The sequence below is a fragment of the Synechococcus sp. WH 8101 genome (assembly GCF_004209775.1).
In the GTDB taxonomy this organism is placed as follows: Bacteria; Cyanobacteriota; Cyanobacteriia; order PCC-6307; family Cyanobiaceae; genus Synechococcus_C.
In genome coordinates this window covers 1,058,092-1,084,305 of the sequence record NZ_CP035914.1, presented here as the reverse complement: position 1 = coordinate 1,084,305, position 26,214 = coordinate 1,058,092, and the positions used below count along the sequence as shown (strand labels likewise).

At 65.9% G+C, this 26,214-nt stretch carries 28 protein-coding genes; 10 read left to right on the top strand and 18 right to left on the bottom strand.

Translation table 11 applies throughout. From position 1 onward, the window contains the following. Positions 1–29: 29 nt before the first annotated feature. Positions 30–1,385 (top strand): S41 family peptidase, encoded by a 1,356-nt coding sequence (locus SynWH8101_RS05500; protein WP_130128901.1) that lies wholly within the window; start codon positions 30–32, stop codon positions 1,383–1,385. Here the strand turns inward: SynWH8101_RS05500 and SynWH8101_RS14065 are convergent. The 4 genes from SynWH8101_RS14065 to mfd all read right to left on the bottom strand — a co-directional run bounded on the left by SynWH8101_RS14065 (position 1,376) and on the right by mfd (position 6,346). Continuing rightward, positions 1,376–1,849 (bottom strand): hypothetical protein, encoded by a 474-nt coding sequence (locus SynWH8101_RS14065; protein ID WP_254428062.1) that lies wholly within the window; start codon positions 1,847–1,849, stop codon positions 1,376–1,378. The genes SynWH8101_RS05500 and SynWH8101_RS14065 overlap by 10 nt on opposite strands. Positions 1,850–1,930: 81 nt before the next feature. Next, positions 1,931–2,422: a hypothetical protein gene (locus SynWH8101_RS05485; protein ID WP_130128898.1), complete on the bottom strand. Its 492-nt coding sequence runs from the start codon at positions 2,420–2,422 to the stop codon at positions 1,931–1,933. A 91-nt stretch (positions 2,423–2,513) separates the two neighbouring features. After that, positions 2,514–2,678, bottom strand: a complete 165-nt coding sequence (locus tag SynWH8101_RS14060) for a hypothetical protein (RefSeq protein WP_165380931.1) — start codon at positions 2,676–2,678, stop codon at positions 2,514–2,516. 113 nt (positions 2,679–2,791) lie between these two features. Next, positions 2,792–6,346, bottom strand: a complete 3,555-nt coding sequence (gene mfd / locus SynWH8101_RS05480; RefSeq protein WP_130128897.1) for a transcription-repair coupling factor — start codon at positions 6,344–6,346, stop codon at positions 2,792–2,794. A 76-nt stretch (positions 6,347–6,422) separates the two neighbouring features. On the opposite strand from mfd, the gene SynWH8101_RS05475 reads away from it, so the two are divergent. Next, positions 6,423–6,677 (top strand): hypothetical protein, encoded by a 255-nt coding sequence (locus SynWH8101_RS05475; protein ID WP_130128896.1) that lies wholly within the window; start codon positions 6,423–6,425, stop codon positions 6,675–6,677. Here SynWH8101_RS05475 and SynWH8101_RS05470 read toward each other — a convergent pair. Continuing rightward, positions 6,613–7,377 (bottom strand): hypothetical protein, encoded by a 765-nt coding sequence (locus tag SynWH8101_RS05470; protein ID WP_130128895.1) that lies wholly within the window; start codon positions 7,375–7,377, stop codon positions 6,613–6,615. The two genes, SynWH8101_RS05475 and SynWH8101_RS05470, sit on opposite strands and share 65 nt — an antisense overlap. A gap of 38 nt (positions 7,378–7,415) precedes the next feature. Here SynWH8101_RS05470 and SynWH8101_RS05465 point away from each other — a divergent pair, with 38 nt between their 5' ends. The 4 genes from SynWH8101_RS05465 (at position 7,416) to SynWH8101_RS05445 (ending at position 10,527) form a co-directional block, all read left to right on the top strand. After that, the gene (locus SynWH8101_RS05465; RefSeq protein WP_130128894.1) at positions 7,416–8,171 is read left to right on the top strand and encodes a hypothetical protein; all 756 of its coding nucleotides are present in this window, start codon (positions 7,416–7,418) and stop codon (positions 8,169–8,171) included. Positions 8,172–8,175: 4 nt separating this feature from the next. Next, positions 8,176–8,514, top strand: coding sequence for a DUF6464 family protein (locus SynWH8101_RS05460; protein ID WP_130128893.1), 339 nt, complete (start codon positions 8,176–8,178; stop codon positions 8,512–8,514). Then, positions 8,474–9,187 carry a hypothetical protein gene (locus SynWH8101_RS05455; RefSeq protein WP_254428061.1) on the top strand — a complete coding sequence of 238 codons (714 nt, stop codon included), beginning with the start codon at positions 8,474–8,476 and terminating at the stop codon, positions 9,185–9,187. The genes SynWH8101_RS05460 and SynWH8101_RS05455 overlap by 41 nt, the downstream gene beginning before the upstream one ends. Before the next feature lie 140 nt (positions 9,188–9,327). Continuing rightward, positions 9,328–10,527, top strand: coding sequence for a DEAD/DEAH box helicase (locus tag SynWH8101_RS05445; RefSeq protein ID WP_130130368.1), 1,200 nt, complete (start codon positions 9,328–9,330; stop codon positions 10,525–10,527). Here SynWH8101_RS05445 and fmt read toward each other — a convergent pair. The 11 genes from fmt to SynWH8101_RS05390 form a co-directional block, all read right to left on the bottom strand. Then, positions 10,497–11,510, bottom strand: a complete 1,014-nt coding sequence (gene fmt / locus SynWH8101_RS05440; RefSeq protein WP_130128892.1) for a methionyl-tRNA formyltransferase — start codon at positions 11,508–11,510, stop codon at positions 10,497–10,499. The genes SynWH8101_RS05445 and fmt overlap by 31 nt on opposite strands. Positions 11,511–11,522: 12 nt before the next feature. After that, positions 11,523–12,914, bottom strand: a complete 1,392-nt coding sequence (locus SynWH8101_RS05435) for a TldD/PmbA family protein (RefSeq protein ID WP_130128891.1) — start codon at positions 12,912–12,914, stop codon at positions 11,523–11,525. A 1-nt stretch (position 12,915) separates the two neighbouring features. After that, a complete protein-coding gene (locus SynWH8101_RS05430) occupies positions 12,916–14,331 on the bottom strand; it encodes a TldD/PmbA family protein (protein ID WP_174719540.1) in 1,416 nt (471 codons plus the stop codon). An 89-nt stretch (positions 14,332–14,420) separates the two neighbouring features. Beyond that, positions 14,421–15,506: a magnesium-protoporphyrin IX monomethyl ester (oxidative) cyclase gene (gene acsF, locus SynWH8101_RS05425; RefSeq protein ID WP_130128890.1), complete on the bottom strand. Its 1,086-nt coding sequence runs from the start codon at positions 15,504–15,506 to the stop codon at positions 14,421–14,423. A 68-nt stretch (positions 15,507–15,574) separates the two neighbouring features. After that, on the bottom strand, positions 15,575–16,027 hold the full coding sequence (locus tag SynWH8101_RS05420; protein ID WP_130128889.1) for a DUF2996 domain-containing protein: 453 nt from the start codon (positions 16,025–16,027) through the stop codon (positions 15,575–15,577). 45 nt (positions 16,028–16,072) lie between these two features. Continuing rightward, positions 16,073–16,618 (bottom strand): hypothetical protein, encoded by a 546-nt coding sequence (locus SynWH8101_RS05415; protein ID WP_130128888.1) that lies wholly within the window; start codon positions 16,616–16,618, stop codon positions 16,073–16,075. Further along, a complete protein-coding gene (locus tag SynWH8101_RS05410) occupies positions 16,615–17,253 on the bottom strand; it encodes a flavin prenyltransferase UbiX (protein WP_130128887.1) in 639 nt (212 codons plus the stop codon). The genes SynWH8101_RS05415 and SynWH8101_RS05410 overlap by 4 nt, the downstream gene beginning before the upstream one ends. Beyond that, positions 17,237–19,492: an RNB domain-containing ribonuclease gene (locus SynWH8101_RS05405; protein ID WP_130128886.1), complete on the bottom strand. Its 2,256-nt coding sequence runs from the start codon at positions 19,490–19,492 to the stop codon at positions 17,237–17,239. The genes SynWH8101_RS05410 and SynWH8101_RS05405 overlap by 17 nt, the downstream gene beginning before the upstream one ends. A gap of 88 nt (positions 19,493–19,580) precedes the next feature. After that, on the bottom strand, positions 19,581–19,907 hold the full coding sequence (locus tag SynWH8101_RS05400) for a TMEM165/GDT1 family protein (RefSeq protein WP_130128885.1): 327 nt from the start codon (positions 19,905–19,907) through the stop codon (positions 19,581–19,583). A 6-nt stretch (positions 19,908–19,913) separates the two neighbouring features. Next, positions 19,914–20,258 (bottom strand): TMEM165/GDT1 family protein, encoded by a 345-nt coding sequence (locus tag SynWH8101_RS05395; RefSeq protein ID WP_130128884.1) that lies wholly within the window; start codon positions 20,256–20,258, stop codon positions 19,914–19,916. Further along, positions 20,251–20,616 (bottom strand): YkgJ family cysteine cluster protein, encoded by a 366-nt coding sequence (locus SynWH8101_RS05390; protein ID WP_130130366.1) that lies wholly within the window; start codon positions 20,614–20,616, stop codon positions 20,251–20,253. The genes SynWH8101_RS05395 and SynWH8101_RS05390 overlap by 8 nt, the downstream gene beginning before the upstream one ends. Before the next feature lie 108 nt (positions 20,617–20,724). Here SynWH8101_RS05390 and psb30 point away from each other — a divergent pair, with 108 nt between their 5' ends. Next, complete coding sequence (psb30, locus tag SynWH8101_RS05385) at positions 20,725–20,832, top strand: photosystem II reaction center protein Ycf12/Psb30 (protein WP_007100063.1); 108 nt, start codon at positions 20,725–20,727, stop codon at positions 20,830–20,832. Here psb30 and SynWH8101_RS05380 read toward each other — a convergent pair. Continuing rightward, positions 20,811–22,178 carry a chloride channel protein gene (locus tag SynWH8101_RS05380; protein ID WP_130128883.1) on the bottom strand — a complete coding sequence of 456 codons (1,368 nt, stop codon included), beginning with the start codon at positions 22,176–22,178 and terminating at the stop codon, positions 20,811–20,813. The genes psb30 and SynWH8101_RS05380 overlap by 22 nt on opposite strands. After that, positions 22,175–24,079: a single-stranded-DNA-specific exonuclease RecJ gene (gene recJ / locus SynWH8101_RS05375; RefSeq protein WP_370587014.1), complete on the bottom strand. Its 1,905-nt coding sequence runs from the start codon at positions 24,077–24,079 to the stop codon at positions 22,175–22,177. Before recJ ends, SynWH8101_RS05380 begins: the two co-directional genes overlap by 4 nt. A 69-nt stretch (positions 24,080–24,148) precedes the next feature. Between recJ and SynWH8101_RS05370 the strand changes: the two genes are divergently transcribed. The 3 genes from SynWH8101_RS05370 to SynWH8101_RS05360 are packed head-to-tail and all read left to right on the top strand — an operon-like array spanning position 24,149 to position 26,206. After that, the gene (locus tag SynWH8101_RS05370) at positions 24,149–24,925 is read left to right on the top strand and encodes an HAD-IA family hydrolase (protein ID WP_130128882.1); all 777 of its coding nucleotides are present in this window, start codon (positions 24,149–24,151) and stop codon (positions 24,923–24,925) included. After that, complete coding sequence (locus tag SynWH8101_RS05365; protein WP_130130364.1) at positions 24,925–25,260, top strand: DUF565 domain-containing protein; 336 nt, start codon at positions 24,925–24,927, stop codon at positions 25,258–25,260. Before SynWH8101_RS05370 ends, SynWH8101_RS05365 begins: the two co-directional genes overlap by 1 nt. Continuing rightward, a complete protein-coding gene (locus SynWH8101_RS05360) occupies positions 25,250–26,206 on the top strand; it encodes a hypothetical protein (protein WP_130128881.1) in 957 nt (318 codons plus the stop codon). Before SynWH8101_RS05365 ends, SynWH8101_RS05360 begins: the two co-directional genes overlap by 11 nt. Positions 26,207–26,214 lie beyond the last annotated feature (8 nt).

The window sequence follows — 26,214 nt, the reverse complement described above, 5'->3', positions numbered from 1 at the left end:
GAAGGATCAGTCCTGACGGGACGTTTCCCATGCCCTCCCCCCAGCACCGCCGCTCCATGCGTGATCGCCGCAGCACCTGGATGGTGCTTCTGGGAGTGGGCGGCGTTTCAGCGGCCGTGGCGGTGGCCTCACCCGGCCTGGGGCTCCCAAGCAGCACGTCCTCGGCGATCACCGACAGCCCGAAGGAGGTGATCGATCAGGTCTGGCAGATCGTCTATCGCGACTACCTCGACTCCACCGGCGAATACAACCCGGAGCGTTGGCAAAGCCTGCGCCGCAACCTGCTCGCCAAGCCTTACAACGGCACGCAGGAATCGTATGAAGCGATCCGAGGCATGCTCGCCAGCCTCGATGATCCCTACACCCGGTTCCTCGATCCAAAGGAATTCAAGGAGATGCAGATCGACACCTCCGGTGAACTCACCGGGGTGGGCATTCAGATCTCGCTCGATAAAGAAACCAAAGACATCGTGGTGGTGTCGCCGATCGAAGGCACCCCGGCCTCCCGCGCCGGTGTGCAACCGAAGGACGTGATCGTGTCGATCGATGGTTCCTCCACCAAGGGGATGACCACCGAAGACGCGGTGAAATTGATCCGCGGTAAGGAAGGGACACAGGTGACCCTCGGCCTGCGTCGCAAGGGCCAGGTGCTGCAGGTGCCCCTCGTGCGGGCCCGCATCGAAATCCACTCGGTGAGCAGCCAGCTCAACAAGGCGCCCAACGGTCAGAAGGTGGGGTATATCCGCCTCAAGCAATTCAATGCCAACGCTGCCAAGGAGATGCGGGCGGCGATCCGCAGCCTGGAGGAGCAAGGCGTAGATGGCTACGTGCTCGATCTGCGCAGCAATCCAGGTGGCCTGCTGGAAGCAAGCGTGGACATCGCTCGCCAGTGGCTCGATGAAGGCACGATCGTCAGCACCAAGACCCGCGACGGCATTCAGGATGTGCGGCGGGCCACCGGCAGTGCTCTGACCCAGCGTCCCGTGGTGGTGTTGGTGAATGAAGGCTCCGCCAGTGCCAGCGAGATCCTCTCCGGTGCCCTGCAGGACAACCACCGGGCCCAGTTGGTGGGCCAGAAAACCTTCGGCAAAGGCCTGGTGCAATCCGTGCGCGGCCTGGCGGATGGGTCCGGCATGACGGTGACCATCGCCAAATATCTGACGCCCAGTGGCACCGACATTCACAAAAACGGCATCAAGCCGGATGTGAAGGTGGAGATGAGCGAGGAGGAAATCCAATCGCTCAAGCTGGAAGACCTCGGCACCAACAAAGACAGCCAGTACCGCGTTGCCGAAACAACCCTGATCAAAGCCCTGGCGGCTCCCAGCAGCGGCCGGGCCTACAAGCCCGGCTCCGCCAATCTCAAGTCGGCACTTCAGCGATAGGGCGCCAGCCCGAAGCCTTCGCGCTCACTGAAGCTGCTGGCCCCACTTGAAGGGCTGGGGTAGGTGGCAGGAACCACCCTGTTGCCACCCCGTTCGCCGTCTTGCATCCGCTCCAGCAAAGCCGTGCAGCCGCCGGCGGAACCGATCGCCCGATCCACCTGGGCGAGGGGGATGCGCTGGCCCCAGTCGGGGCGCCACCCCCAGGTCTGGCCCTGATGGTGCATCATCTGCAGGGCCTGATCCCGTTGGATGACACCGCCCCGCAACAGGCAGGTGGCCGTGGCCAGGGAGGCCAATTGGAGGGAGGGGGTCGTGGCTCTGGTGGGGACCGGAGTGATGGGGGCCATGGGAGACATGGGAGCCATGGGAGACATGGGAGCCATCGGAGTCATCGGCAGGCCCATCGGCGCCCCACCGAGGCCGCCACCAGCGAACTGCCCCAGAGCAGCGAGGGCCAGTTGCATCAACAGTTGGTTCATGAGGATGGAAGGAAGAACGGATAAAGGACGAACGGAGAGGTGACAACGTCAGCAGCGATGGCGCCCTCAGAGGCGTGTCTGGCCACCGCAGTAGCGATCGAACAGATGCAGCACCTGATCAGGCGGAAGCTTTGCGGTGTAACGGGCTTCCAGCTCAGCCAGCTGCTCAACGCGTGGATAGGCCCGCAGCGAAGCGATCTCAGCGGGATGGCTGCGGTTGAGAGCAACAACCATCGCCTGGTGCTGATCACGCTTGGTGATCGCGCCACCGGCGCACTGCTGCATGCGGTGCGTCGCTTCATGGGCAAGGGTGTCCCAGACCTGAGCGGCGCTGCGGTGGGAGCGACAGACCACAAGCGTGTCGCTCCGGGGGTGATACAGACCTTGCAGACCACGCTGCGGACAATCGCGTTGAACGACGCGCACCCCTTCGCGGCTCAGACGGGTGCGCAGCGCATCAATGGCCGACCAGGATCTGGCCTCCACAGGGGAAATTGCTGCCAGGGCCACAACGCCAAGAGAGGCAGTGACAAAACAGCGCAACAGGCGGGGAGTCATCCAGTGCTGACGGAGGACATCTCCACCGTCGACCACTGCCGCTCAAAAAGAATCACCCAAACGGGGGAGAGGGATGACCAGATGTGAAGGGTCAGGCCACCGGTTGCATCAAGCCACCACCGGGATTGGAATCGTCATCATCATTCTGGGTGTCGTTCTGCCAGAGGGCATACACGCCGAGGGCGGCAGCGCCGATCAGGCTGCCGAAGAGGCCCATGGATCCAGCGCTGCTGATCGGATCGATGAACTCACCCACGACGACTCCGCGTACTCCAGAAACTGTAACGAAGAATTGCGCAATGTGTCGGCCGCTTCTCATTTTTGCGGGTCACGACCTCGCCATCCCCAGGGCCGGCCTCTCCAGGCGCGTCACACCGACAGCACCGCCTCGTTGCGGGCCTTGTCCTGCTCCTGTCGCTGCTCGGCGGTGAACCCATCAGCATCGGGAATCTGGGCTGCCATCTGCTCCAGCCAGCCTTTGAGCTCCTCCAGCTGTTTCTCCATCGGCAACACACCAAGACCGCGGGCGAGCACCTTGGCGCTGGTGCCCGTGCCGGCCTGATACACCAGTCGGCCATGCAGGTGCTGGGGCAGCCCCTGGCGCAACAAACGGAAAGCCGGCTCCTCCATCGGGGTCTCCAAGGCGATGTTTGGTTTCTCGGGGCGAATCCGGGAAAAACCACAGCGCTTGGCGAGCAGCTTGAGGTCCATGAGCTGCAGCAGTGACTGCACCGGACCAGGCAGGGCGCCATAGCGGTCCGCCCAGGTGGCCGCCAGGTCCACCAGCGCTTCGGCGCTGGTGCACTCGGCCGCAGCGCGATAGGCCCCCATCTTCTCGTCGGAGTCGGTGATCCAGTCGGCTGGGATGAAGGCGGTCACCTGCAGGTCCACCTGGGTGTCGTCCACCGCCGGAATGTCCTGACCCTGGATCTCCGCCAGCGATTCCTGCAGCATCTCCATGTAGAGGTCGAAGCCGATCGCCTCCATCTGGCCGCTCTGCTCCACACCAAGCAGATTGCCGACGCCGCGGATCTCCATGTCGCGCATGGCGAGCTGATAGCCACTGCCGAGCTGGGCGAATTCTTGGATCGCCCGCAGGCGCTGGCGGGCGGCATCGCTGAGAGAGGCATCGCCGGGATAGAACAGCCAGGCATGGGCCTGGATGCCGCTGCGTCCTACCCGTCCGCGCAGCTGATAGAGCTGGGCCAGGCCGAAGCGATGGGCGTCCTCGATCAGGATCGTGTTCACCCTGGGGATATCGAGGCCGCTCTCCACGATCGTGGTGCAGAGCATCACATCCGCCTCACCGCCGTTGAACGCCACCATGGCACTCTCCAGCTCTCCCTCGGCCATCTGGCCATGGGCCACGAGCAGCTTCAGACCGGGCAACATCTGGCGCAGCTGAGCCGCCACCTCCTCAATGCCCTCCACCCTGGGCACCACATAAAACACCTGGCCGCCGCGATCCAATTCCTGGCGGATCGCACTGCGCACCGCCTCCTCATCGAGGGCCGCCAGGTGAGTCTTGATCGGACGACGCAGCGGCGGCGGCGTGGTGATCAGACTCATTTCCCGCACCCCGGAAAGGCTCATGTAGAGCGTGCGGGGGATCGGTGTCGCCGACAGGGTGAGCACGTCGACGTCCTTGCGCAGGGCCTTGATCTTCTCCTTCTGATTCACCCCGAACCGCTGTTCTTCATCCACCACCAGCAGGCCGAGCTTGTCGAAGCTCGTGCTCTTGCTCAGCAACTGGTGGGTCCCGACCACCGCATCGATCGTGCCCTGTTTGAGACCCTCCAGGATGGCTTTGCGCTCGCTGGCGGTGCGGAAACGGTTGAGCAGCGCCACCTTGATCGGATAGGGGGCAAAGCGTTCCGACAACGTGCGCCAGTGCTGCTGGGCGAGCACGGTGGTGGGAGCGAGCATCGCCACCTGTTTGCCGGCGGTGATCGCCTTGAAGATGGCCCGGATCGCCACCTCCGTCTTGCCGAAGCCCACATCGCCGCACACCAACCGGTCCATCGGCTGGGGTTGTTCCATGTCGCGCTTCACTTCCGCCGTGGCCTTGAGCTGATCCGGCGTGGGCTCGTAGGGGAAGGAGTCTTCGAGTTCCTCCTGCCAGGGGCCATCGGCGGGGAAGGCGAAGCCCGGGGCCTGATGCCGTTCGGCGTAAAGCTTCACCAGATCGAGCGCCACCTTGCGCACCGCCTTGCTGGCGCGCTCCTTCGCCTTCACCCAGGCCGAGCCGCCCATCTTGCTGAGCTGGGGTGGGGTGTCGCTGTTGGCGCGGTAGCGGCCGAGGCTGCCCAGCTGGTCGGCGGCGACCCGAAGGATGCCATCGGCGTACTGCACGACGAGGTAGTCGCGCACCTCACCGCTGATCGCCAGTTTCTCCAGCTTCTGGAAACGGCCGATGCCGTGGTTGCGATGCACCACGTAGTCACCGGGGCGCATCTTGTTGGGGTCGACCGTGCGGCTGGCCGCCTTGCGCCGTCGACGCACGTAACCGCTGCTGCCGAGGTTGTGTTGCCCGAAGAATTCCCGATCGGTGATCAACACCACCCGCCAGGCGGGGAGCTGCAGTCCCTCTAATTCCGCCGTTCCCTTCGTTTTCAGCGCCACGGGGGTGCCCTGCTCCACCAGCCGTTCAATCGCCGGTGCATCGGCGGCATTGGGCACAAACCGACTGATGCAGTCGTGCTCCTCCAGCAGGGCGACCGCGCGACTGGGCTGGGCGGAGAGCAACCACACCGACTGTTTCTCGGCCTGATAGCCCTTCACCAGCTCCCCGAGCTTCCCGAACTGGTTGGGGTAAGCCGGCACCGGTCGACTGGTGAGATCAAAGGCATTGGCGTGGCTGTCGTTCTCCTGCAGCTCCGCCAGGTCAAACCCATCAAAGGCTTCCGCCAAGGCCATGGCCGCCTCGATCGGACGGTGCAGGAGCGGCAGGGGCTGGCTCAGCTCAGCGGTCAGTTCCCCGTGCTGCTCTTCGGCGTAATCGAGCCATTGCTGGCCATGGGCGCGACCGTGGCGCCGTTCATCGATCGCCACGCAGCAATGGGCGGGCAGGTAGTCGAGCAGGGAGGCTGGGGCATCCCAGGCGAGTCCCATCAGGCGGCGCATCCCCTCAGGGGTGCCCCCCTCAAGCAACTCCTGCAAGGCCTGCTCGCTGAGCAGGGCCTCCAGGCCATCGGGCATCCGCTCCCGCAACTGCTCGGCAATCAGGGGGCTGAAGCCGGTGGGGGTGAGGCGGAGGCTCTCGATCGCATCGAGAGAGCGCTGGCTGGCGGGGTCGAATTCCCTCAGCTTGTCGAGATCATCTCCGAAGAACTCCAGCCGCACCGGCAGCTCACTGCTCACCGGAAAGATGTCGACGATGTCGCCGCGACGGCTCCAGGTGCCCTCCTGGTCGATGCTCGACACCCGCTCGTAGCCCAGTTGGGACAGACAGGTGGCCAGCTCTTCCAGGTCGACCGTGTCGCCCTTGCGCAGGCTGCGGCAGCGCTCGGCCAACGCCTGCGGCGGCGGCAGGTGGGGCTGGAGGCAGCGTTCGGTGGCGACGATCGCCAGATCCGGCCGGGCGCTGCCGCTCTGCAGTTCGCTGAGCACCTGCAGCTGGCCCCAGGTGATCTCCGTGGTGGGGTCAAACGGTTCGTAGGGGGATCCCTCGCTGGTGGGATAGAGCTGGGTGCTGCTCCACCCCATCAACTCCAGCAACGCCGTCCAGCGACCGGCCTCCTCCAGGGTCGGCACCACCACAAGCAGCGGCTGGTCGGCGCGACGGGCGAGCGCCGTAGCCACCAGGGCCCGCGCCGCCCTGTGGCCACCCCGGAGCAACAGACGCTGATCACGTGAGCGCCGTTCCAGCAACTCTCCGGTGAGCGCCGAACTCTGCAGCAGACGCACCAGGGAGCTGAGGGGCATGGCGATGCGGCAGATGGCAACGCATGATTGTCGCAATCGATGGCCTGACGCTGCGGGTCATCCAGTCGATGGGCCCATGCCGCGTTTTCGCTGTCCGGAATGCTGTTGCGGGCCCGCCATCGTGCTCCGCCCTCCCCGTGGTGCCACGCCGATCTGCTCCCGCTGCGGCACGGTGCTCGAGAAGCAGCCATTGGTGCGGCCGATTCCCTTGCTGGTGCTCGTGGCAGTGGGATCGGCCCTCGTGGCGTTATCGGTGCCGGCCCTGTTCAGCCCGCCGCCGCCGCCCGGTCCGCTGCAGCCTGGGGAGAGGGGGAGCCAGGCGACGGCGTGAGCGCCAGCAACTGCTCCTCGAGGAGCATGTTGAACTGCAGCAGCTGTTCATCACTCAGCTGTTGACGGGAGGAGGCCTGAAGGTGCTGTTGGAGGAAGTCCCTGGCCTGGCCTGAGCTCCAGCGCAGGGTCTGCAGCATCTGATCGCCCTGGCTGATCAGGTCACTGCGGCGCAACGGCACGGGAGCACTGTCGGCGCTGATGCCCGGCTCGAGGCTGCGCAGGCGTTTGAGAAAGGCCACCAGGTCGCTATAGCGCGTGAGTCGATGGCGACTGCCATGACCGAAGGCCCGCTCGAGGTAGAGACGCTCCTGTTGCCGATCCCAGCCGAGGCGCTGCAACTCCAGATCGATCGCCGCCAGTTCATCGCTCCAATCCTCCGGATCGGTCGGGGCCTCACTGGGCGGTTCCGGCTCAGGTGCAGCGGGCACCGGCGCAGGGACAGGTACAGGCGCCGCGGTGGGTGCGGGAGCTGGTGGGGGCACTGGTGTTGACGCTGTTGCGGCTGGCGGTGTTGCCGCAGGAGGGGCTGGAATTGCATCCAGACGCTGCTGCAGACGGCTCAGGGCACGGTCCTCGGCGCTTTCCGCATCAGCCCCCTGACCCAGGGCACTGGCGATCACCCCCTCCGCCCCGATCACCATCACCTCCACGACGCAGCGCCGCTCATCGATGTGGCAGAGGCGGGCCTGGGTGCGCATCTCACTGCTGGGAGTTGCCCATTTCTAGGCTGGGCTTTATGGATTCCGCCGCCCTTCCCTCGCTCACGCCCCTGCTCGATGGCGTCGATCGCTGGGGAGAGCTGCTTCCCCTGCTCCCGGTGCTCGTGGCACTGGAGTTGATTCTCTCGGCCGACAACGCCATTGCCCTGGCGGCGATCGCCAGGCAACAGAACGATCAGCAACGGGAACAACGGGCCTTGAACGTCGGCATCGCGCTCGCCTTTGTGCTGCGCATCGGTCTGATCCTGATGGCCCAATGGGTGCTCGCCTTCCAGCCCCTGCAATGGCTGGCCGGGTCCTACCTGCTCTGGCTGTTCTTCAGCCACTGGCGCCAGACCAGCTCAGGCGATCCGCTCATCACCAACCAGGCCAGTGCAAGCCCTGAAGTTGGCAGCGGTCATGTTGCCGCGCTGGTGGCACCGAGCATGGCTCGCACCGTGCTGGCCCTGGCCCTCACCGACCTGGCCTTCTCGATCGACAGCGTTGCGGCCGCCGTGGCGATCAGCGACCAGCTGCTACTGGTGATCAGTGGTGCCCTGATCGGTGTGATCGCCCTGCGCTTCACCGCCGGGTTGTTCGTGCGCTGGCTCGAGCTCTACCCGCGCCTGGAAACGGCTGGCTACACCGCCGTGGGATTCGTGGGGCTGAAACTGATCCTGGCCCTGCTTCTGCCTGGCTGGCCCCTGCCCGAGTGGTTCACGCTGGTGGTGGTGGCGAGCCTGGTGCTCTGGGGGTTCTCACGTCGCGCCATGGCCCTGGTGGAGGAACCCTGAACCGATGCTGGTGGAACTGAAACAGGCGGGTTCGGAACGACTGATCGATCGGCTCGAGCTGGAGGAGCCTCCCCACCCGGGTCTCTGGTTCGAGCATGGCGAGCGCAGCTTTCTGGTGTTGCAACGCCGCCATCGCTACACCCTGCGTTCTGGCCGCTATCAGCTGAGCAGCCTGGTGCTGCTGGTCAAACCCGAGCGCCGGCCGGCCGATGCCCGCCGCTGGCGGCATGGCTGGGTGATCGGAGACCCGACCTGCAAGCTGAATGCCCTCAGCCCTCTGCTGCGCTGTGCGGTGATGCCCGATGGCCCCTGTGAGCGGTGCGTCCACCGCCTGGAGCGCTGAGGCCATGCCCCACGACAGCGCCGAAAAGGCATCCGATTGGTGGCAGGGGCGAATCAACGCAGGTCATGGTGTCGCCTCCGGCCGCAGCGACGCGTCTCCCTATCCGGCGGGAACGATCGCGATGCAACGGCCCATCTTTCAGCGCCTCGGCCTGGATCTCAGTGCTTGTTGGCCGGGCACACTCAACCTCAGTTTCGCGCCCCTGGAATTGCAGCTGCGCGATCCGGATCACTGCTTCAAGGCCGTGAGCTGGACCGATCGCCATCCTCCCGAGACCTTCTCCTTCTGGCGGGTGGAGCTGCGCAGCGCCGGCGGAGTGCAGATGGGCTGGATCTACTACCCCCATCCGGAAACCAAGCAACGGCACTGGCAACCTGCCACCACGGTGGAACTGCTCACCGCCTGGATTCCGGGCCTGAAGCCAGGGGCAGCGCTGGAGCTGCGGGATCCCCGCTCACGCCTGCGCCTGCTCGATGGCGTACGGCTGCGGGCCCGCTTGCTGGAGTTCCTCAAGTTCCGGGTGCTGGCGGCGGAGGCCAGCTTCTTCATCAACGACACACCCGCGGCGCGGCGTCAGTGGCTCCAGGCGCTGCATCCGGAAGCGCTGGCCCTGGCAGATGCCGATCTGGAGCGGGTCTGGCAGCAGGCGAAGCAGCTCTACGGAGAGCCCTGAGCCCCGCCCGTAGGCTGAAGCTCCAGCGCGTTTCGATCATCACTGCATCCAGCCCTGCCTCCCGCACAACGCCCGCCGACAGGAGCGCGGCCGACACCGCCACCAGCAGCGGTTTTGACAGCCTCGGGCTCAGCCAACCGCTGCTCCGCGCCCTGAAAGACAAGGGATACAGCACCCCGTCTCCGATTCAGGCGCAGGCGATTCCGGCGGTGATCAGCGGGCGGGATGTGATGGCGGCAGCGCAGACAGGCACGGGCAAAACGGCCGGGTTCACCCTGCCCATGCTCGAGAGGCTCTGCCATGGCGCTCGCGCCGGGCGACGCCAGATCCGGGCCCTGGTGCTCACGCCAACCCGGGAACTGGCGGCTCAGGTGCTCGACAACGTGCGGCAATACAGCTGCCATCTGCCCCTGCGCAGCGAGGTGGTGTTCGGTGGGGTGAAGATCAATCCCCAGATCCAGCGGCTCGCCCAGGGAGTGGATGTGCTGGTCGCCACCCCCGGTCGACTGCTCGATCTGCACCAGCAGGGGGCAGTGCGGTTTGAGGCGGTGGAGTGCCTGGTGCTGGATGAGGCCGACCGGATGCTCGACATGGGCTTCATCCACGACATCCGTCGTCTGCTGTCGCGCCTTCCCGAACGGCGTCAGACCCTGCTGTTTTCCGCCACCTTCAGTGCCCCGATTCGCAAACTGGCGCAGGGGATGCTGCATCACCCCCTCCAGATCCAGGTGGCGCCGGCGAACCAGACCGCCCGCTCCGTTGAACAGACGGTGCACCCCTGCGACATGGGCCGCAAGGCCGCCCTGCTCACGCACCTGATTCGATCGGAAGACTGGCAGCAGGTGCTGGTGTTCTCACGCACGAAACACGGTGCCAACAAGGTGGCCGACCGACTCAACCAGGAGGGCCTGGTCGCAGCGGCGATCCATGGCAACAAAAGTCAGGGCGCCCGCACCAGGGCCCTTCAAGGGTTCAAGGACGGGTCCGTGCGCGTGCTCGTCGCCACCGACATCGCGGCGCGGGGCATCGACATCCAACAGCTCCCCCATGTGGTGAACCTGGATCTGCCCAATGTGGCGGAAGACTATGTGCATCGGATCGGCCGCACGGGTCGCGCCGGCGAAAGCGGCCATGCCATCTCTCTGGTGGCCGCCGAAGAAGCCCTGCTGCTGAAAGCGATTGAACGGCTCACCGGTGAGGCCCTGCCCCGGGTGGAGATTCAGGGCTTCGAGCCGACGGTGCTCAGCGCCCCACCGCTGGATCTCAGTGGTGGCCGGGGACGCCGCAGCCCCCAGCGCCGCAACAGACATCAGCCGAGGCGATCACCGGGCCGAGCCTGAAGTTGCTGCACCAGGGCCTGACCGCCACAGCGTCCCTTGCCCTCCAGCTGCGCTTCCCGGATCAAAAGCGGGCAGCCACTGCTGCTGACCACCACCCCAAGACCGGGTGGACAGGCGAGCACTGTTCCCGGGGCGTGCCCCCCGGTGGGCCAGCGCCCCAGCCACTCCCGGGCATCGCTGGAGAGCTGGGCTGACAGACGCTCGATCAGGGGCTCGGTCTGGAGAATCTTCAGGCGCTTGCCCTGCCACTGGCTCACCGCGTTGGGATAGAGCCCCATCACCTGGCGATGAATCGCCAGAGCCGAGGCGCTCCAATCGATCTGGGCATCCTGTTTGCTGAGCATGCGCGCGTAGGTCATGCCGTCGGCGGCCTGGGGGCGCAGCCCCAACCGCTGCCAGCGCTCGGGCTCCGGACCGGGGCCAGCCGCTTCAATGCGAGGCATCGCTTCCACCATCAGTTCCGCCGTCAGCGCGCTCAGGCGCATGGCCAGTTGCTCGGCGTTCTCCAGCAACCCAATGCCGAGGCGACGTTCCAACAGCACCGGACCGGTGTCGAGGCCTTCCTCCATCGCCATGATGCCGACGCCGGTTTCAGCGTCGCCCTCGAGCAGGCACCACTGGATCGGACCGGCGCCGCGCCAGCGGGGCAGGAGGGAGCCATGGCCGTTCCAACAGCCCAGCGGCGGTTGCTGCAGAATCTCCGGCGGCAGGATCTGGCCGAAGGCCACCACCACGGAGAGATCGGCGCCGAGGGCCTCGAGTTGCTGCTGCATCTCCGGATCGCGACGGATCCGCTCTGGCGTGAACACCGGCACACCCAGTTGCAATGCCCTCTCCTTGACAGGAGAGGGCTGCAACGCCTTGCCCCGACCGCGACGGCGGTCGGGCTGGGTCACCACCGCCACGATCGTGTGCCCGGCTGCATGCAGGGCCTCGAGGCTGGGAACGGCGTAGCGCGGCGTTCCCCAGAACAGGATCTTCACGGGTTGAATCGCTCAGGCATCACCGGTGATGGCGAGGCCCTCCACCCACACATGGGGACTGACCCCCTGGTGGGTGACCACCGGCTCCTCCAGATGCACGATCCCCTTGAGTAGCTCGCGGATGTCACCGGCCACGGTGGCCGATTCCACCGAAATCCGTTCGCCCCCTTGCACCAACCAACCATCAAAGGGCAGAGAAAAAGCACCCTGGCTGGCTTTGACACCGGCATGGAGAGCGTTGAGGCCTTCGATCAACACAAACGTGTCGGTGCTGCGGGCGTGATGCAGATGACTGGTACCACTGCTCATGCCATCGCTGGTGCCCACTTCGAACCAATCCGGCCCGACGGAGACCTTGGCGCCCAGGCCGGCATGGCCAGTGGGCTCGACGCCGAAATGGCGCGCCGTCGCTTCGGAATGGAGAAAACTGACCAAGCGGCCCTGCTCGATCAGGCTGAGCCGCCGGGTGGGTGTGCCCTCGCCATCGAAGGGTGCAGCACCGACATGACCGGGATGGAGCCCGTTGTCGTGGAGGGAGAGGAAGGGCACGGCCACCTGCTCACCGATCGACTCCGACTTGCTGAGGCTGACGCCATCGAGCACCGCCCGTGCATTGAGCATGCTGCTGAAGGCTCCGAGCAGATCCAGAAACGCCTCTGGGGTGAAACACACCAGATAGCGACCGGTGGGGACCGGTTGGTACGCGAGGTGGCTGATGGTGCGGTTGGCCGCTTCATCGATACAACCAGCGACATCGAGCTGATCGCTGCCAAGGGCCAGGCGCACGGCTCCACCGCTGCGCGGCTTGCGGCCAGCTTCCTCCGCCCGGGCATAGAGATAGAGGCTGGCCTGAGTGCGCTGCATCTGACGCAGGGCCCCCTCACTGTTGAGATAGAGGCGCTCGCTGCACCCCTCACTGAGACCGTTGTAGGGAACGGTGTTCATGGCGCTATGGCGCGCCAGCAGCTGCCGCTCCGCATCCTTGAGCGTGTGCAGGAGCGACTGAATGCCGCGGGCCGGTTGCAGCGGGCGCTCCAGCTCGGGCGTGGGCGCCTTGGCGAGGGGGGAGAAGGCTGGAATCTCCTCGCTGTTGCCGAAGGCGCTCGCGTCCCGCGCGCCGGCGAGGGCTCGCTCCAGCCCGGCGGGGGACAGATCCGTGCAGCTGGTGATGCCGACCAGTCCCTGGTCGTTCCAGACCCGCACCGTGATCGAACTGCGCTGGGCCGCCTTCAACTGTTTGGCCTCACCGCGATCCACCTGCACCGAGGCGCTGGTGCTGCGACTGGCGCCGAGATCCCATTGACGAATCCCTTCCCGGCTGGCGTAGCTCTGCAAGTGGTCGCGCAGGGCCGCGACATCGATCGGTTGCAACTCCGCCTGAGCGGTCTGAGGTGTGGATGTCATCTCAGCGGCCTCCAACGGTGATGGACTCCACCTTGACGTGGGGCTGACCGACGGTGACGAAGATGCTGCCGCTCACGGAGCCGCAAAAGCCCGCCGCGAGATCGAGATCATCGGCGCACATGGAGATGCGTGGCATCACCTCCTTGGCTTCGCCGATCAGGGTCGCCCCCTTCACCGGCTTGCCCAGCTTGCCGTTCTCAATCAAGTAACCCTCCTCCACAGAGAAATTGAACTGGCCCGTCGGGCCGACGCTGCCGCCCCCCATCGACTTGCAATACAACCCCTGGTCGATCGAAGCGATCAGATCCTCGGGCTTATGGGGACCGGCGGCGATGTAGGTGTTGCGCATCCGGCTGGCGGCAGCGAAACCGTGGTTTTGGCGCCGACCACTGCCGGTGCGGGCATGGCCGGTGCGCATCTCGCCGGCACGATCACTAAGGAACCGCTGCAACACACCGTTCTCAATCAACACGGTGCGCTGTGCTTCCATCCCCTCGTCATCCATGGAGAGGGAGCCGAAGGCGCCGGCGCTGAGACCCTCATCGATTGCGGTAACAGCCGGGTGGGCGATCAACTCACCCACCTTGTCTGCGAAGGGGGTGGTGCCCCGCTCCACCTGAGTGGTTTCGAGCAGGTGGCCGCAGGCCTCATGGAAGATCACCCCGCCGAAGCGATTGGCCAACACCACGGGCATCTGGCCGCCGTCGACGTAGTCGGCGCGCAACATCGTGGCGGCGCTCTGACACACCTCCGCAGCCGAGGCCTCCAGGTCCCACTCGCGCAGATCGTCGGGGCGATCCGAAGAGCCGTAGCGGCGCCCAATACTGGCGCGATGGTCGCCATCGGCGGCGAGCACGCTCAGGCCACTGGACTGATGCAAGCGGATGTCGCGGGCAAAGGTGCCATCACTGGCGGCGACGAGCACCTCCTGCCAGTCGCGCGCATAACTGCCACGGCGCACCTCCAGATGCTGGCCGAGCCGCTCCAACAGAGCGGTGCCCTCCAGCAAGCGGTCGGTGCTCGTGCGCAGGTCGGGAGACCGCTGCAACCAGTCGTGCTTGACAGCGCCAAAATCGCGCAGGGGCTGAAGGCCTTCAAATCCTTCAGAGGATGCCAGAGCGGAACGCTCGAGCCCCAACATCGCCAGCGCCTGATCTAGGGCTTTGAGCAGACCCACGTCGCCGAGGTCATCGGTGCTCACGAACCCATCGCGACCTCCCTTGAAGACCCGAATCCCGGCCCCCATCGAAAAGGAAGGGCTGACGCTGGTGATCCGATCCTGTTCAACCAGAACACCGATGTGGTCGGTGCGTTCCAGGAACACCTCAACAAGATCAGCGCCAGCCCGTCGCCCCTCTGTGAGGAGGTGTTCGAGCTGGGCCTGAATCGGACTGCGTTGGGGATCCAGGCCAACCACCTGGAGTGGAGCGGGATGGGTAGCGACCAAGCCCCTCGTTTGCGTCAGCGTCAATTATGGGCAACTGACGCGGCGAACAGCCGCCTGAATCAGCGCACAGCCGGCTGATAGGCCTCACTGCGCACCGGTGCCATCAGGAACAGCGACGCCATCTGCACACCGTTGGCGATCCAGTGGGGAAGCTTGCGCAGCAGTTTCAGCGGGGCGGGTGCAGCGCTTTCATCCACGGCCGTGAGGGCGGCGTTGTTGCTCACGAGGGCTTCCAGACCATCCCAGAAGCGGGGATTCTTCACGTCGAGCACCACGGGGAAGACCCGCGCTGAGGTTTCGTTGGTCTTGTCGATCACCACACGGTCGTAGGTGCGGGCATCAAGGCCAAGGGCTTCGTAGAACTCCTTACGGGCCACATCGCGCACATACATGGTGGCGAACACGGCGAGCAAGAAGAACCGGCACCACAGACGAGCAGTGAAACCACGCACGGTGTCGGGCTGCGCCTTCATCAGGGCATCGAAGAAATCACCGTGGCGGTTTTCGTCCTGACACCAGTTCTCGAAGAAATTGAAAATCGGGAAGATCTTGCTGTCGGGGTTCTGCTCGAGGTGGCGGAAAATGGTGATGTAACGCCAGTAGCCGATCTTCTCAGAGAGATAGGTGGCGTAGAAGATAAATTTCGGCTTGAAGAAGGTGTATTTCTTGTTGGCGGTGAGGAAGCCAAGATCGAGCTGAAGCCCGAAATCACTCATCGCTTTATTAAGGAAGCCGGCATGGCGAGCCTCATCCCGGGCCATGTGGGCAAAGCATTCTGCCAACAGCGGGTTCTGGGTTTTGATCCGGCGGCTCAGCTCCTTGTAGAGCAGGAATCCGGAGAATTCAGAAGTGCAGCTCTGCTCTAGGAATTCCACAAACACCTTGCGGGTGTCGGGATCCAGCTTGTCGGCGGCACCATCAAAGTCGTCGTTGCGAACGAAATGATGGCGGTTGTAGTCCTTGCGGAATTCTTCACAGATCGCTTCGAGCTCCGCCTCATTCGGGCGGAGATCCATGGCGGCCATGGCCTCGAAGTCGGTGGTGTAGAACCGAGGCGTGAGGATTGTGTCCTTGACCGGATCCTTGATGGCGACGGCGGAATCGGCTGAGGGCGCGGCTTCCGAAACAGCGGTGGGAGGCACCATCGATTCTGATCTTCAGTGAGCACCATCGTAGGTGGCGTCGTCCTGACGTCGTCGGGCCGTGTAACGGCTCAGTTGCCTCCCAACCACTTCTGACCATTGAGACGCTGCAACAGGCGCGAGAGCAGCAGAGGCAGGGTGATGCGCTTCTCATCGATCAGAAACGACTCGATCAGGCTCGGTTCGGTGCCGGGATCCGCCAGGGCGATCGTCTTCCCCGACTGAATCGCCGCCTCGTTGAAGCAAAGCCAGAAGCGCCGCCCGGGAGGAAGCTCACCACACACCATCCAACAGGACCCTCCCACCACGGGGCGTTCCCCCTGGATCAGATCGAGGCTGGTGGGGGTGAGGCCATGGTCAGCGAGGCCCTTGCGCAATCCAGGCAGAAAGTCTTCAGCGATGAACGCAGCGAAGGGCTTGTCCTCCAGCTTCGGAGGCTTGGGCTTGGCCTGGGGTGCCGGTTTCGCCGCAGCCGCAGGCTTCTCCGCGGGATCAGGCGTGGCCGCTGCTGGGGTGTCGCTCACCGGAAGCTCTTCGCTGGCGGAACTGTAATCAGTGCGCGGAGACCCTTACCAGTCCTCGCTGGGGACAACGGACCAGTCGTCGTGATCTGACGGTGCAGCGCTAGGCGCCGGGGAGGATGCCGATGCGGTGGGCGGTTCGGCTGTGGACGCAGCGGGGGTGGGCGATGGAGCTGTGGCCTCAGCGGCGCGCCCTGTTCCGCGCTGAATCACCCGGTAGGGCACGGCAACGGTGGGAGCGGGATCGCGCAGATCGCGCTCAGGAAAGGGGGTGGCGCGGTGGTTCGCCTGCGGCTCAGGCCCCGGCCAGGGCCTGTCGGCCCAGCCAGCCTCGGGGCGATCCGCCTCCTGGCGTCGATGCACCTGCCGCTGCAGCGGCGCTGTTCCCGGCTGCAATGCCAAGCCCGCCAGACAGCTCAGGGCGCAGCCACCTCCGGTGGCGATGGCGATCCACGCCCCCACCGGGAGTGAGGGGGAACGCCACACCAGCACCCGCAACGACACGCTCCGGCGCAGGTTGAGCCCAGCCACCAAGGCCATGAGTAGCAGCGGCGCCAGGCCAGCGCTCAGCAACAGCCGTTGCAATGCCGTCATCGCGCGTCGCTGTCGCCCCAGCGCTGCAACGGCGCCAGATCCTCATCCAACCCATCGAAGAGGCGCACCACCAGGAAATCCACCATGTCGTCGAGGCTCTTCGGTTGGGTGTACCAGGCCGGGATCGGTGGGGCAATCCTCGCCCCGGCCTCCGCCAGGGTGGTGAGATTGCGCAGGTGGATGAGATTCCAGGGCATCTCGCGTGGGGCGATCACCAAGGGGCGCCCCTCCTTGAGATGCACATCAGCGCAGCGTTCCACCAGATCGGTGGCGACCCCGGCGGCGATCCGGCCCACCGTTCCCATGCTGCAGGGCACGATCACCATGCCCCGGGTGCGCACGCTGCCGCTGGCGATACTCGCGGCCTGGTTGTTCCAGCGATGACAGGTGAGAGCACCGGTGTCCACGGCCAACCGCTCACGCCAGAACCGCTGTTGCTGCTCCGGATCCACGGGAATGCTCACCCCGGTTTCCGCAGTCCACACCTCATGGGCGCCGCGACTGAGGATCAGGTGCACCTGGCGGCCGTTGCGCAACAACAGCTGCAGGGAGCGCTCGGCCAGCGGCTGGGCCGATGCCCCAGTCACCGCCAGCACATAGGGAGGATCCCGGCGGGATTCAGGAAGCGGCGTCATCCGGGAGCGGCTGCAGGGATTCGGGCACCACCTCCAGATCAATCTGGTTGCGCAGCACATCAACTTTGATGATCCGCACCGTCACCGTGTCGCCCAGTTGGAAGCGACGCCGATGGCGGCGACCGACCAGGCGGTTCTGACGTGAGCGGTACTCGTACCAATCGTCGTTGAGAGAGCTCACGTGCACGAGCCCCTCCACCATCGACGGCGGAATCTCCACGAAAAAGCCGTAGCTCTGCACACCGCTGATGACGCCGCTGTGCTCCTGCCCCACCAGGGCTTCGCAACTGCGGGCCTGCATCATCGCCACCACGTCCCGCTGCAGATCCGTCACCTGACGACGACGCGCATTCAGCCGCTGCACCAGCCGATCACTGAACCAGTCGTGCACCTTCTGGGTCAGGCTCTGGGTGAACAAGGGCCAGTCTATGCGACTGCCGACGCCACGATCCCCCAGGGGCACCTTGTCTTTGTGACGCACGGTGGGGCGATCCTTGCCATCGAGAAGAAGGCTGGTGATCACCTGCTGGTTGATCAGATCGGCCACCTGCAGGCTGGGGCAACACCAGGGCGCGAGGGCCGCCTCCACCGCCTTGGCCTCCTGGCCCTGCTCGGCCTCCTCGCTGCGGGCGAGCGTGAACAGCGGATCGGGGAGGGCCTGGCGCAACTGCTGATCCAGCACCCGCCGGAAGGGGCTGTCGCGGAAAACCTCCGCCAGCTCCGAGGCTGCGGGGCTGCCCTCGTCATCCAGCTCCAGAGGTAGCTCTAGGGCGACGGCGGTTTTGGCCACATCGGTGAGACTTGAGGCATCGGCCTCGGGGGCCCGCAGCTCTAATGCAGGCAGCTTCAGGTCCTGGCGATGCAGGGCCCAAGCCCGTGCGGCGGCCTCCAGCAGCAGGGAGAGAATCGCCTGGGGATCCTCCGGATTGAAGGGGGGCAGCCAGCCATGGCGACCGGGGTCGGGCCAGGCGTCGCGCAGATCCCCAAGGCTCTCGAGCTCGGGGGCGGGCAGATCCAGCTCGATGCCACCACGGCGTAAGGCATCCGCCTGCAGCGAACGGGCACAGAAGAGCAGCGTCTCCAGCTGACCGATCTGATCTTTGATCGGCTTGAGCACGGCGGGCACCGTGCGCGCCTTGGGCTTGCGAGCGGCCAGGGCCTGAAGCGCCTCGGCATCGACGCAGGCAACGGGTTGGATGCGGCTGAGGCAGAACGACCAATCGCGCAGCTCACCATCAGCGGAGCAATCGAGCCGCACGCTGATCGCATCCTGAGCTTCTCCCACCGCAAAGCGGGAAGCGTCGATCAGCGCCTTGGTGAGCAGGGGCTGCCACACATCGCCCAGGCAGATCGCTTCAGCCTGATCGCGCAGCCAGAGATCCAGGGCATTCCCCGGGCTGAGTCGTTCCGCGAGGGTGGGACTGTGGATCCAGAGCCGGGTCCCGCCGTCATGGGGTTCCACGTGCACGGCGGGGAGATCCGGTGCCAGTTCGGCACGCCAACTGCGCAACAGCAACGCCGGTTGGGCGGTGAGGTCGTGGCGCTTCTTGGCATTGGGGGCCTTGAGGCTGCTGCGCGGCGGATCGGGCCGCTCATGCAGATTCGCCTTGGTGAGCAGCAGATCGCGATCACCGGCGGGGCCGGCATCGAGAGGCAAGGGGCGCGCGACATGGCCGCGGGCGGGGAACTGGGCCACGGGGTAGCGGTCGACCTTGACCTCCACCAGCGCCGAGGTCTCCTCTGTGCCCTCTGGCACTTCGATCGTGGCGAGCAGGCGATCGTCGAGGGGGAGCGCCACCCAGCGATCGTCCTGCTGATCGAGATGGGCCAAGAGGCTCGTGGTCTGGCGCTCGAGGATGCACTGCACCCCACCCTCCGGTGAGCGACGTCGCCCGCCCTCCCGTGTGATCCGCACCAGCACCCGGTCGCCATTCCAGGCGTGGTTGAGCTGGTGATCACGGATGTAAATGTCTTCGCCACCGTCTTCGCGAATGGCAAAGCAGAAGCCTTTGCTGCTGCAGCGCAGACGTGCCTCGATCAACCCCTCATCCTCCGAACGCTGCACGGCAGCGTCGCCGTCGCGGCTGATCACGCCAATCTTTTCCAGGCCGGTGATGGCGAGTTGGAGACTGTCTTTCTCAGAGCGGTTGCTCAGGCGAAAGATCTTCTCCAGGGTGCCGGTGTCGATGGACCCCTCGGCTGGGAGCTGGTCGAGCAGGTCAGCGACCGTGAATTTCATCGTGGAACGTGGGCTTACCGGCCTTCAGGGCCGGGGGAACGATCACCCGGGACGTGTCCGGAGACGATGCAGCGCCATCCTGGTGAACTCAGACTTTAGGGGACGCCTCGTCATCGTTCAGGGCGGCCGGACTGGTGGCGTTCTGCAACAGGGGCCAGAGCAACCGCAGGCCGATCACCAGAAAACCGATCGACGCGAGCAATTGCAGCAGATCGGCTGGGATCACACTGGCCATCGAGCCGCCAGCGATCGCACCGATCAGGCTGGCGAGCACCAGGGCGCTGGCGGAGCCGATGAACACGGCGACGGGGCGATTCGAGGTGCCGCTGATCGCCACGGTGGCCAGCTGGGTCTTGTCGCCCAGCTCCGCCAGAAACACGGTGACGAAGGTGGAGAGGAGCAGCGTGATGTCCATGGCGATTCAGAGGCCCTCCGCCTGCAGCAACGATTGCACCGCCTGCACGCCCAGCCATAGACCGAGACCCACCATCAACAGGCCGGCCATCTGCTCAAGCCGCTCCGGCGGCAGGATGCGCGAGAGCCAACGGCCCACCAGCACCCCCACCAGGCTGGAACTGATCAGGGCGAGGGCGGCTCCGACGAACACGAGCCAGGGCTGACCGGACTGGGCCGACAGCAACAGGGTGGCGAGCTGGGTCTTGTCACCCAGTTCCGCCAGAAAGACGGTGGTGAACGTGCTCAGCATCACAGCGGTGAAGCTCAGCGACAGCCCCTCGTCGCCGGCGGACACGGGGTGATCACTCATCGCCTGCTCGCAACAATCGATTGAACTTACGCAGTTCCAGACTCCTGCCGCCATAGACCGAGCGGATCTGCTGGCGGCAACAGGCGATCGCAAAGGCCTCCGCGTCGCTCGCCTCCACCGCAAAGAGCTCGGCGAGGTTGCTGACGCGACAGAAGTCCGGGCGCTCCTCATAAATCCGACAGCGACGACCACCGCTGTCGTAGTGCCGGCACCAGCCATCGGGACCGGCCATCTCCAGGTAGAGCTGACGCTGGGCGTCATCGAGGGCCTCCAGGGCCTCCGGCCGCTCCTCCGGCGCGAGACGGCAGCAAGCCCCGCACTGGTGGAGACAGCGCCAGGTGCCGGATCCATCGAGCATCAGCAGTCGCTGTGACAAGCCATCACAGTGGCAGGGCGAGCGGGCCGGCCTAAGGCTGCAGGCCCCGTAGCCTGATGCGACGATTGCACCGCTTCACCGCGCCATCCAATGGGAATCGATTTTCACCTGATCGCCAATTTCGCTGCCCTGGCCCTGATCACCCTGGCCGGCCCCGCCGTGATCTTTATCCTCTTCTACCGTCGCGGCGCCCTCTGAAGCGCGCCGAGGGCGTGATACACGGGCTGGCGTGCCACAAGCCGGCCCACATAGGCGGCGATCACAGCGGCGAGCACCACACCGGCAAACAGTTGCTGGTCTCCAGTGAGTCGCCAGGCAAACACAATCGATACCAACGGCAGCTGGGTCGCTCCCGCCAGACCCGCTGCCATGCCCAGGGCAATGCCGAGATGCTGACTGACGCCGAGAATGGCGCAGACGGTGTAGCCCACGACTGCCCCAAAGGTGAGTGACGGGTCGATCAGACCGCCAGGCACCCCAGGCGCGAGGGCAATCATCGGAGCGATCACGCGCACCACGGTGATCCAGAGGCTGGTGAGGCCCGCCGCGATCTGTCCGCCGGCGGGATCGATGTTGGGGAGTCCTTCATCCATCAACTGGCGAATCAGCGCTTCGCCATCGGAGCTGCTGGTGCCCCAGCTGAGCAGCGCCAGAAGCGCCAGCCCACCACCGAGCAACACACCGACGCGGATCGGCCGGCGCTTCACCACCTCCATCAATCGGCCGGTGGACCAGACCAGGCCCTTATTGAAGAAGCCGCCCACCAGGCCGCCCACGAGACCCACCGGCAGGGCGATCAACAGCTGCTCCTCCTCTGGAACCATCACATTGATCACACCGAGACCGAAGATCGGCTCACCGCCCCAATGGCTGAAACCCGCGGCGGCGACGCTGATCACCAGGGCGGGCCAGAGCGTGATGATCGAATAGTCGGCGGTGAGTTCCTCCAGGGCGAACACCGCCCCGAGCAAGGGTGTGTTGAAACCACCGGCCAGGCCGGCACCACCGCCGATCGCCACCATCTGACGCTCGGTGAGACTCGGCAACCAGCCCGCCAGGCGTTGGTGGGCAGCACGGGCCACGGCGGCACCGAACTGCACCACGGGACCCTCCCGGCCGAGGGGAAACATGGCCACGGTGGCGATTCCCCAGAGCACACCCCGCTGCACGGTTCCCGCTGCCGCCATCGCCTTGGGCAGTTTGCTGGGGTCCTCCAGGCCATTCATGGTGGAGGGAATTCCAGAACCGGCGCCATCCTTCCAAGGGCCGCGCTGCAGCAACAGCAGAACAGGCATCACCACGATCGGCATCAAGGCGATCAAGACGCCGACCAGGCTCCAGGGGCGATCGCTGCGGGTGGGAAGCAGGCGATAAAGCTGGTCCTGCACCGTGTCGGTGAGATTGAGGGGCCAGCAGGCGAGGCCGATCAGCAACCCCACCACGATCAGACCGATCAGGTGGCGGATGAGCGAAGGAAGCGCCGAAGCAGGGCTCTCGATCAGGCCCGGGAAGAGCCCCTTGCTTCGTCGTGTATCCAGGCTCATGGTTGAAGACCGAGTCCGATGGCCGCATCTTGCAGCAGTCCGGCCACGTAGGCGTGCTCGGCGCGACAGTCATCGCTGCGGATCGCGCCATTCGGCAGCCGATGGGCGTGGATCCGATCCCCCGAGGGGTTGCGCAGCTCCAGTTGCTGCTCACCACAGCGCCGGCAGACATAGGTCTGCTTGGCGCGTTGCAGACGGATCTCGGGGTGATGCTGGCGCAGGGCCAGGATCTCCAACTGCAGCCGTTCCTCACCGTTCCAGCGGTTCAGACCGACGCGAAAGGCGAGATCCAGCCGCTCGGGAACGGGCCCGGGCGACTCCCATCGCCAGGCGATTCCTTCGCAGCGGGCCTCACCCTGCCGCAGGCTCAGGCGCAGGTGACCGCCGCGCAATCGCCGCTCCTCGAGCACCTGGCAGTCGCGCGCCCAGAACACTGGGGAGCGATGGCCCACACCGAAAGGCTCCAGGGCGAGCAGTTGCTGCCAGAAGCGTCGATCGATCTGGTCCAGCGTCAGCAGGGCTTCCGGGCGAACCGGTTGGCCCAGGGGCTGGCTCTGCTGCCAGGCCAGGGCGAGGCCGTTGAGCTGGTCGTGCAGCGCGTGCACCGCCTCCGCCCGCACGGTGAATCCTCCCGCAGCGGGATGGCCGCCGTAACGCTCGAGGTGCTCGGCGCAAGTGGTGAGCGCCTGATCGACGGCAAAACCCTCCGGTGCCCGCACGGAGGCGCGCAGGCGCCCCTCGCCCTCCCCCGCGAGCAGGGCCACCGGGCGTTGGAAGCGCTCCATCAGGCGAGAAGCGACGATGCCGATGACGCCATGGTGCCAATGCCCCTGGGCGAGCAGCAGAAACGGCGCCAGGCTGTCGCCATCGGCATCCAACAGCGCCAGCGCCTCCGCCTCGATCGCATCACACAATTCCCGCCGCTGCCGGTTGAGGGCATCGCATTGACGCGCCAGCTCGATCGCTTCCCCGGGGTCGTCGGCCGTGAGCAGCTCCACCACCAGGCGGGGATCGCCGAGCCGGCCCACCGCGTTGATCCGAGGCGCGATCTGAAAGCCGATGGCATCAGCGCGCAGGGGCGTCTCCTCCAGGCCGGCGAGTTGCTGCAAGGCGCGCAGCCCCTCGCAACGACTGCGATGGAGCGTGGCCAAACCCTGGCGCAACCAGCTGCGATTGGCTCCAGTGAGCGGTGCCATATCGGCGATGGTGCCAACACAGAACAGATCGCGCGCCGTCTCGATCGCCTCCAGCTGCCCCATCGCCTGTGCGAGCGCATGGCCGAGCACATAGGCGAGCCCCACCCCAGCCAGACCGCGATAGGGCGACGCCTCGGGGGTGGTGGCCGGATGGATCAAAGCCAGAGCCTCCGGTGGCGGGGAGGGCAGGGTGTGGTGGTCCGTGAGGATCACCTCCATACCGCGCTGGGCTGCTGCCATCAGCGCTTCAGTGGCGGACACCCCGTTGTCGACTGTCACCAGCAGGCGAATCCCCTCGCCGTGCAAGCGCTCGACCATGCCCGGGTTCAAGCCATAGCCATCGTCCATGCGACTGGGGATCGCCGCCACCGGATGGGCACCGAGCGCGCGGAGGGCCCGGATCAACAGGGCGGTGCTGGTCATGCCATCGGCGTCGTAATCGCCGCAGATCGCCACCGCTTCAGCGCCGTCGCAGGCGCGGCGCAGGCGACGGACAGCAACGGCGAGCTGGGGGAAGTGCTCGGTGGCCTCAGGGAGAGGCGGCATCTGGAGCAACTCCTCCACCTGGGCCCGGTTCAGGCCGCGCCTGGCCAGCACGGCCCGTAGCGGCAGGGGCAGGGGCACACCCGCAAGGGGATCCTCACCGCAGGCGGGGGGCAGCTGCCAGACCTGTGGATGGCGTGATCCCTGGGTTGCTGCAGCCAAGGTCCACGCCTGAACGTGCCTGCATTGTGGGTCCTGCTTCAAGCTGGCCTTCCGATGGGGGGGATCCAAGTGGCTGAACTGCAGGCCGTGTTCTGGGATGTGGATGGGACGCTGGCAGACACCGAACTGGAGGGACATCGCCCCGCCTTCAATGCCGCATTCCACGAGGCGGGGCTCGACTGGCATTGGGACCGAACCCTCTACGCCGAGCTGCTCGCGATTGCAGGGGGGCGCCAGCGCATGGCGGCCTATGCCGCCGAGCGGGGGGAAGCGCTCGACGCCACACGACTCGACCAGTTGCGCGCCTTGAAGCAGAAGCACTACCTGGCGCGCTCCCGTAGCGGCGCGATCGCTCTGCGGCCGGGGGTGGCGCGCCTGATCGCAGCGCTGCAAGAGGCGGGGGTGAGGCAATGGATCGTCACCAGCAGCGGCGCCGCCTCGGTGCACGCCCTGCTGACAGGGGTCTTTGCAGCGGAGGGGCATCCCTTCGCGGGCCTGATCAGCGCCGACGATGTCGCTGTCGCCAAGCCCGATCCGGCCCCTTATCAACTCGCCCTGGAACGCAGCGGTGTGGCCTGCGAGGGCGTGGTGGCGATCGAGGATTCCGAGGCGGGGCTGCTCTCCGCCAGCGCAGCGGGCTTGCGCTGCCTGCTCACCCCCTCTGCCTGGGAGGAGCGATTGCAGGCCAGGCTCCGCAACGGTGCACCAGCCGGTGCATCCCATCCAGCTGCCTTCGAGCATCTCGGCGAAGCGGAGGCACCAGCGCGGCAATGGTCAGGGCCCCCTTGCCCGAGCGGGGTGGTGACGCTGGAGTATCTGCAGTCCCTTCTGGCCGACGGCAACTGATCGTGCCGCAGCTCACCCGCTACGAACGGCTTCAGGAACGCCTGGGCAACCACGTGCTGCTGAGCTTTGTGGGGCCGTGGCGACGGCGCAGTGTGGGCGTGCTCACCCTGCTGATCGGCTTTTTTCTTGGCAACAACCTCACCAGCTACTACCTGCAGAAAATCGGTCAGCGTCCGCTGGTGGTGTTCGGCCTGGTGGCGATGATCGAGGTGATGGTGCGGCTGCGCACCCGCGTTCAGGCGGAACCCTGGCCCCTGGCCTGGCTCGCCCTCGACAATCTGCGCATCGGCGTGGTGTATGCCGTGGTGCTGGAGGCCTACAAACTTGGGTCCTGAACGCCAGCCCAGCTTCGCCATCGATGCCGTTCCCGGACTGGCGGATCTGCTCGCGGCCCTGGAGGTGGAGGATGCCGACCGCTGGCTCGAGCGCTGGCAGCAACGGGGTGGCGCAGCGTTTCAGCACCAAGCCTGGGGGCATCCGGTGGCGGAGCCATGGGTCTGGGCCGTCGCCCTGCCCCTGCTCACGGCGCTGGAGCGGCACTGCCGTGATGGGGAGCGCCATTTGGTCGGGCTGAGCGGCCTACCCGGTTGCGGCAAGAGCACCCTGGCGCGGTGGCTGGCCAGCGCCTCAGCCGTCCTGGACCTACCGGTCGCCGTGGTGTCCATCGACGATTTCTACTGGCCGGGGGAGCAGCTGGAGCAGGCGATGGCTGGGAACCCCTGGGGCGTGCCCCGCGCCTTGCCAGGCAGCCATGACCTGGGGCTATTGGACGCCAGCCTGGAGCGCTGGCGGCGCAGCGGTGAGTTAAGGATGCCGCAGTTTGAAAAATCGCTGCGCGCAGGCCGAGGCGACCGCAGCGGTTGGCATCAGCAAAGCGCCCAGGTTGTGCTACTGGAGGGCTGGTTTCTCGGCGCCAGCCCGGGGCACGCCACGACGGAGCCCTTCGAGGCGATCAGCACGTTGCTGTTGAGCGACGCCGAACGGCAGTGGCGAGCGCAGGCCCTGAGCCAACTGGAGCGCTACCAGCCGATCTGGGATTGCCTCGACGAGCTCTGGCACTTGAAGGCTCCCTCTCCAAGCGCATCGCGCCGCTGGAAGGAAGAGCAGGAACAGGCGATGGAGCAACGCACCGGCATCCGTCTCCCTGCAGAGGAACTGGAGGGTTTTGTACGGATGATTGAAACGGCCATCCCTGAAACGGTCTTGCAAAACCCAAGGGATGTGGCTGTCGTGGTGCACCTCACGGAAACCCGCCGGGTTCGTGAGGTGCAGCTCAGGTGAGCAACCGG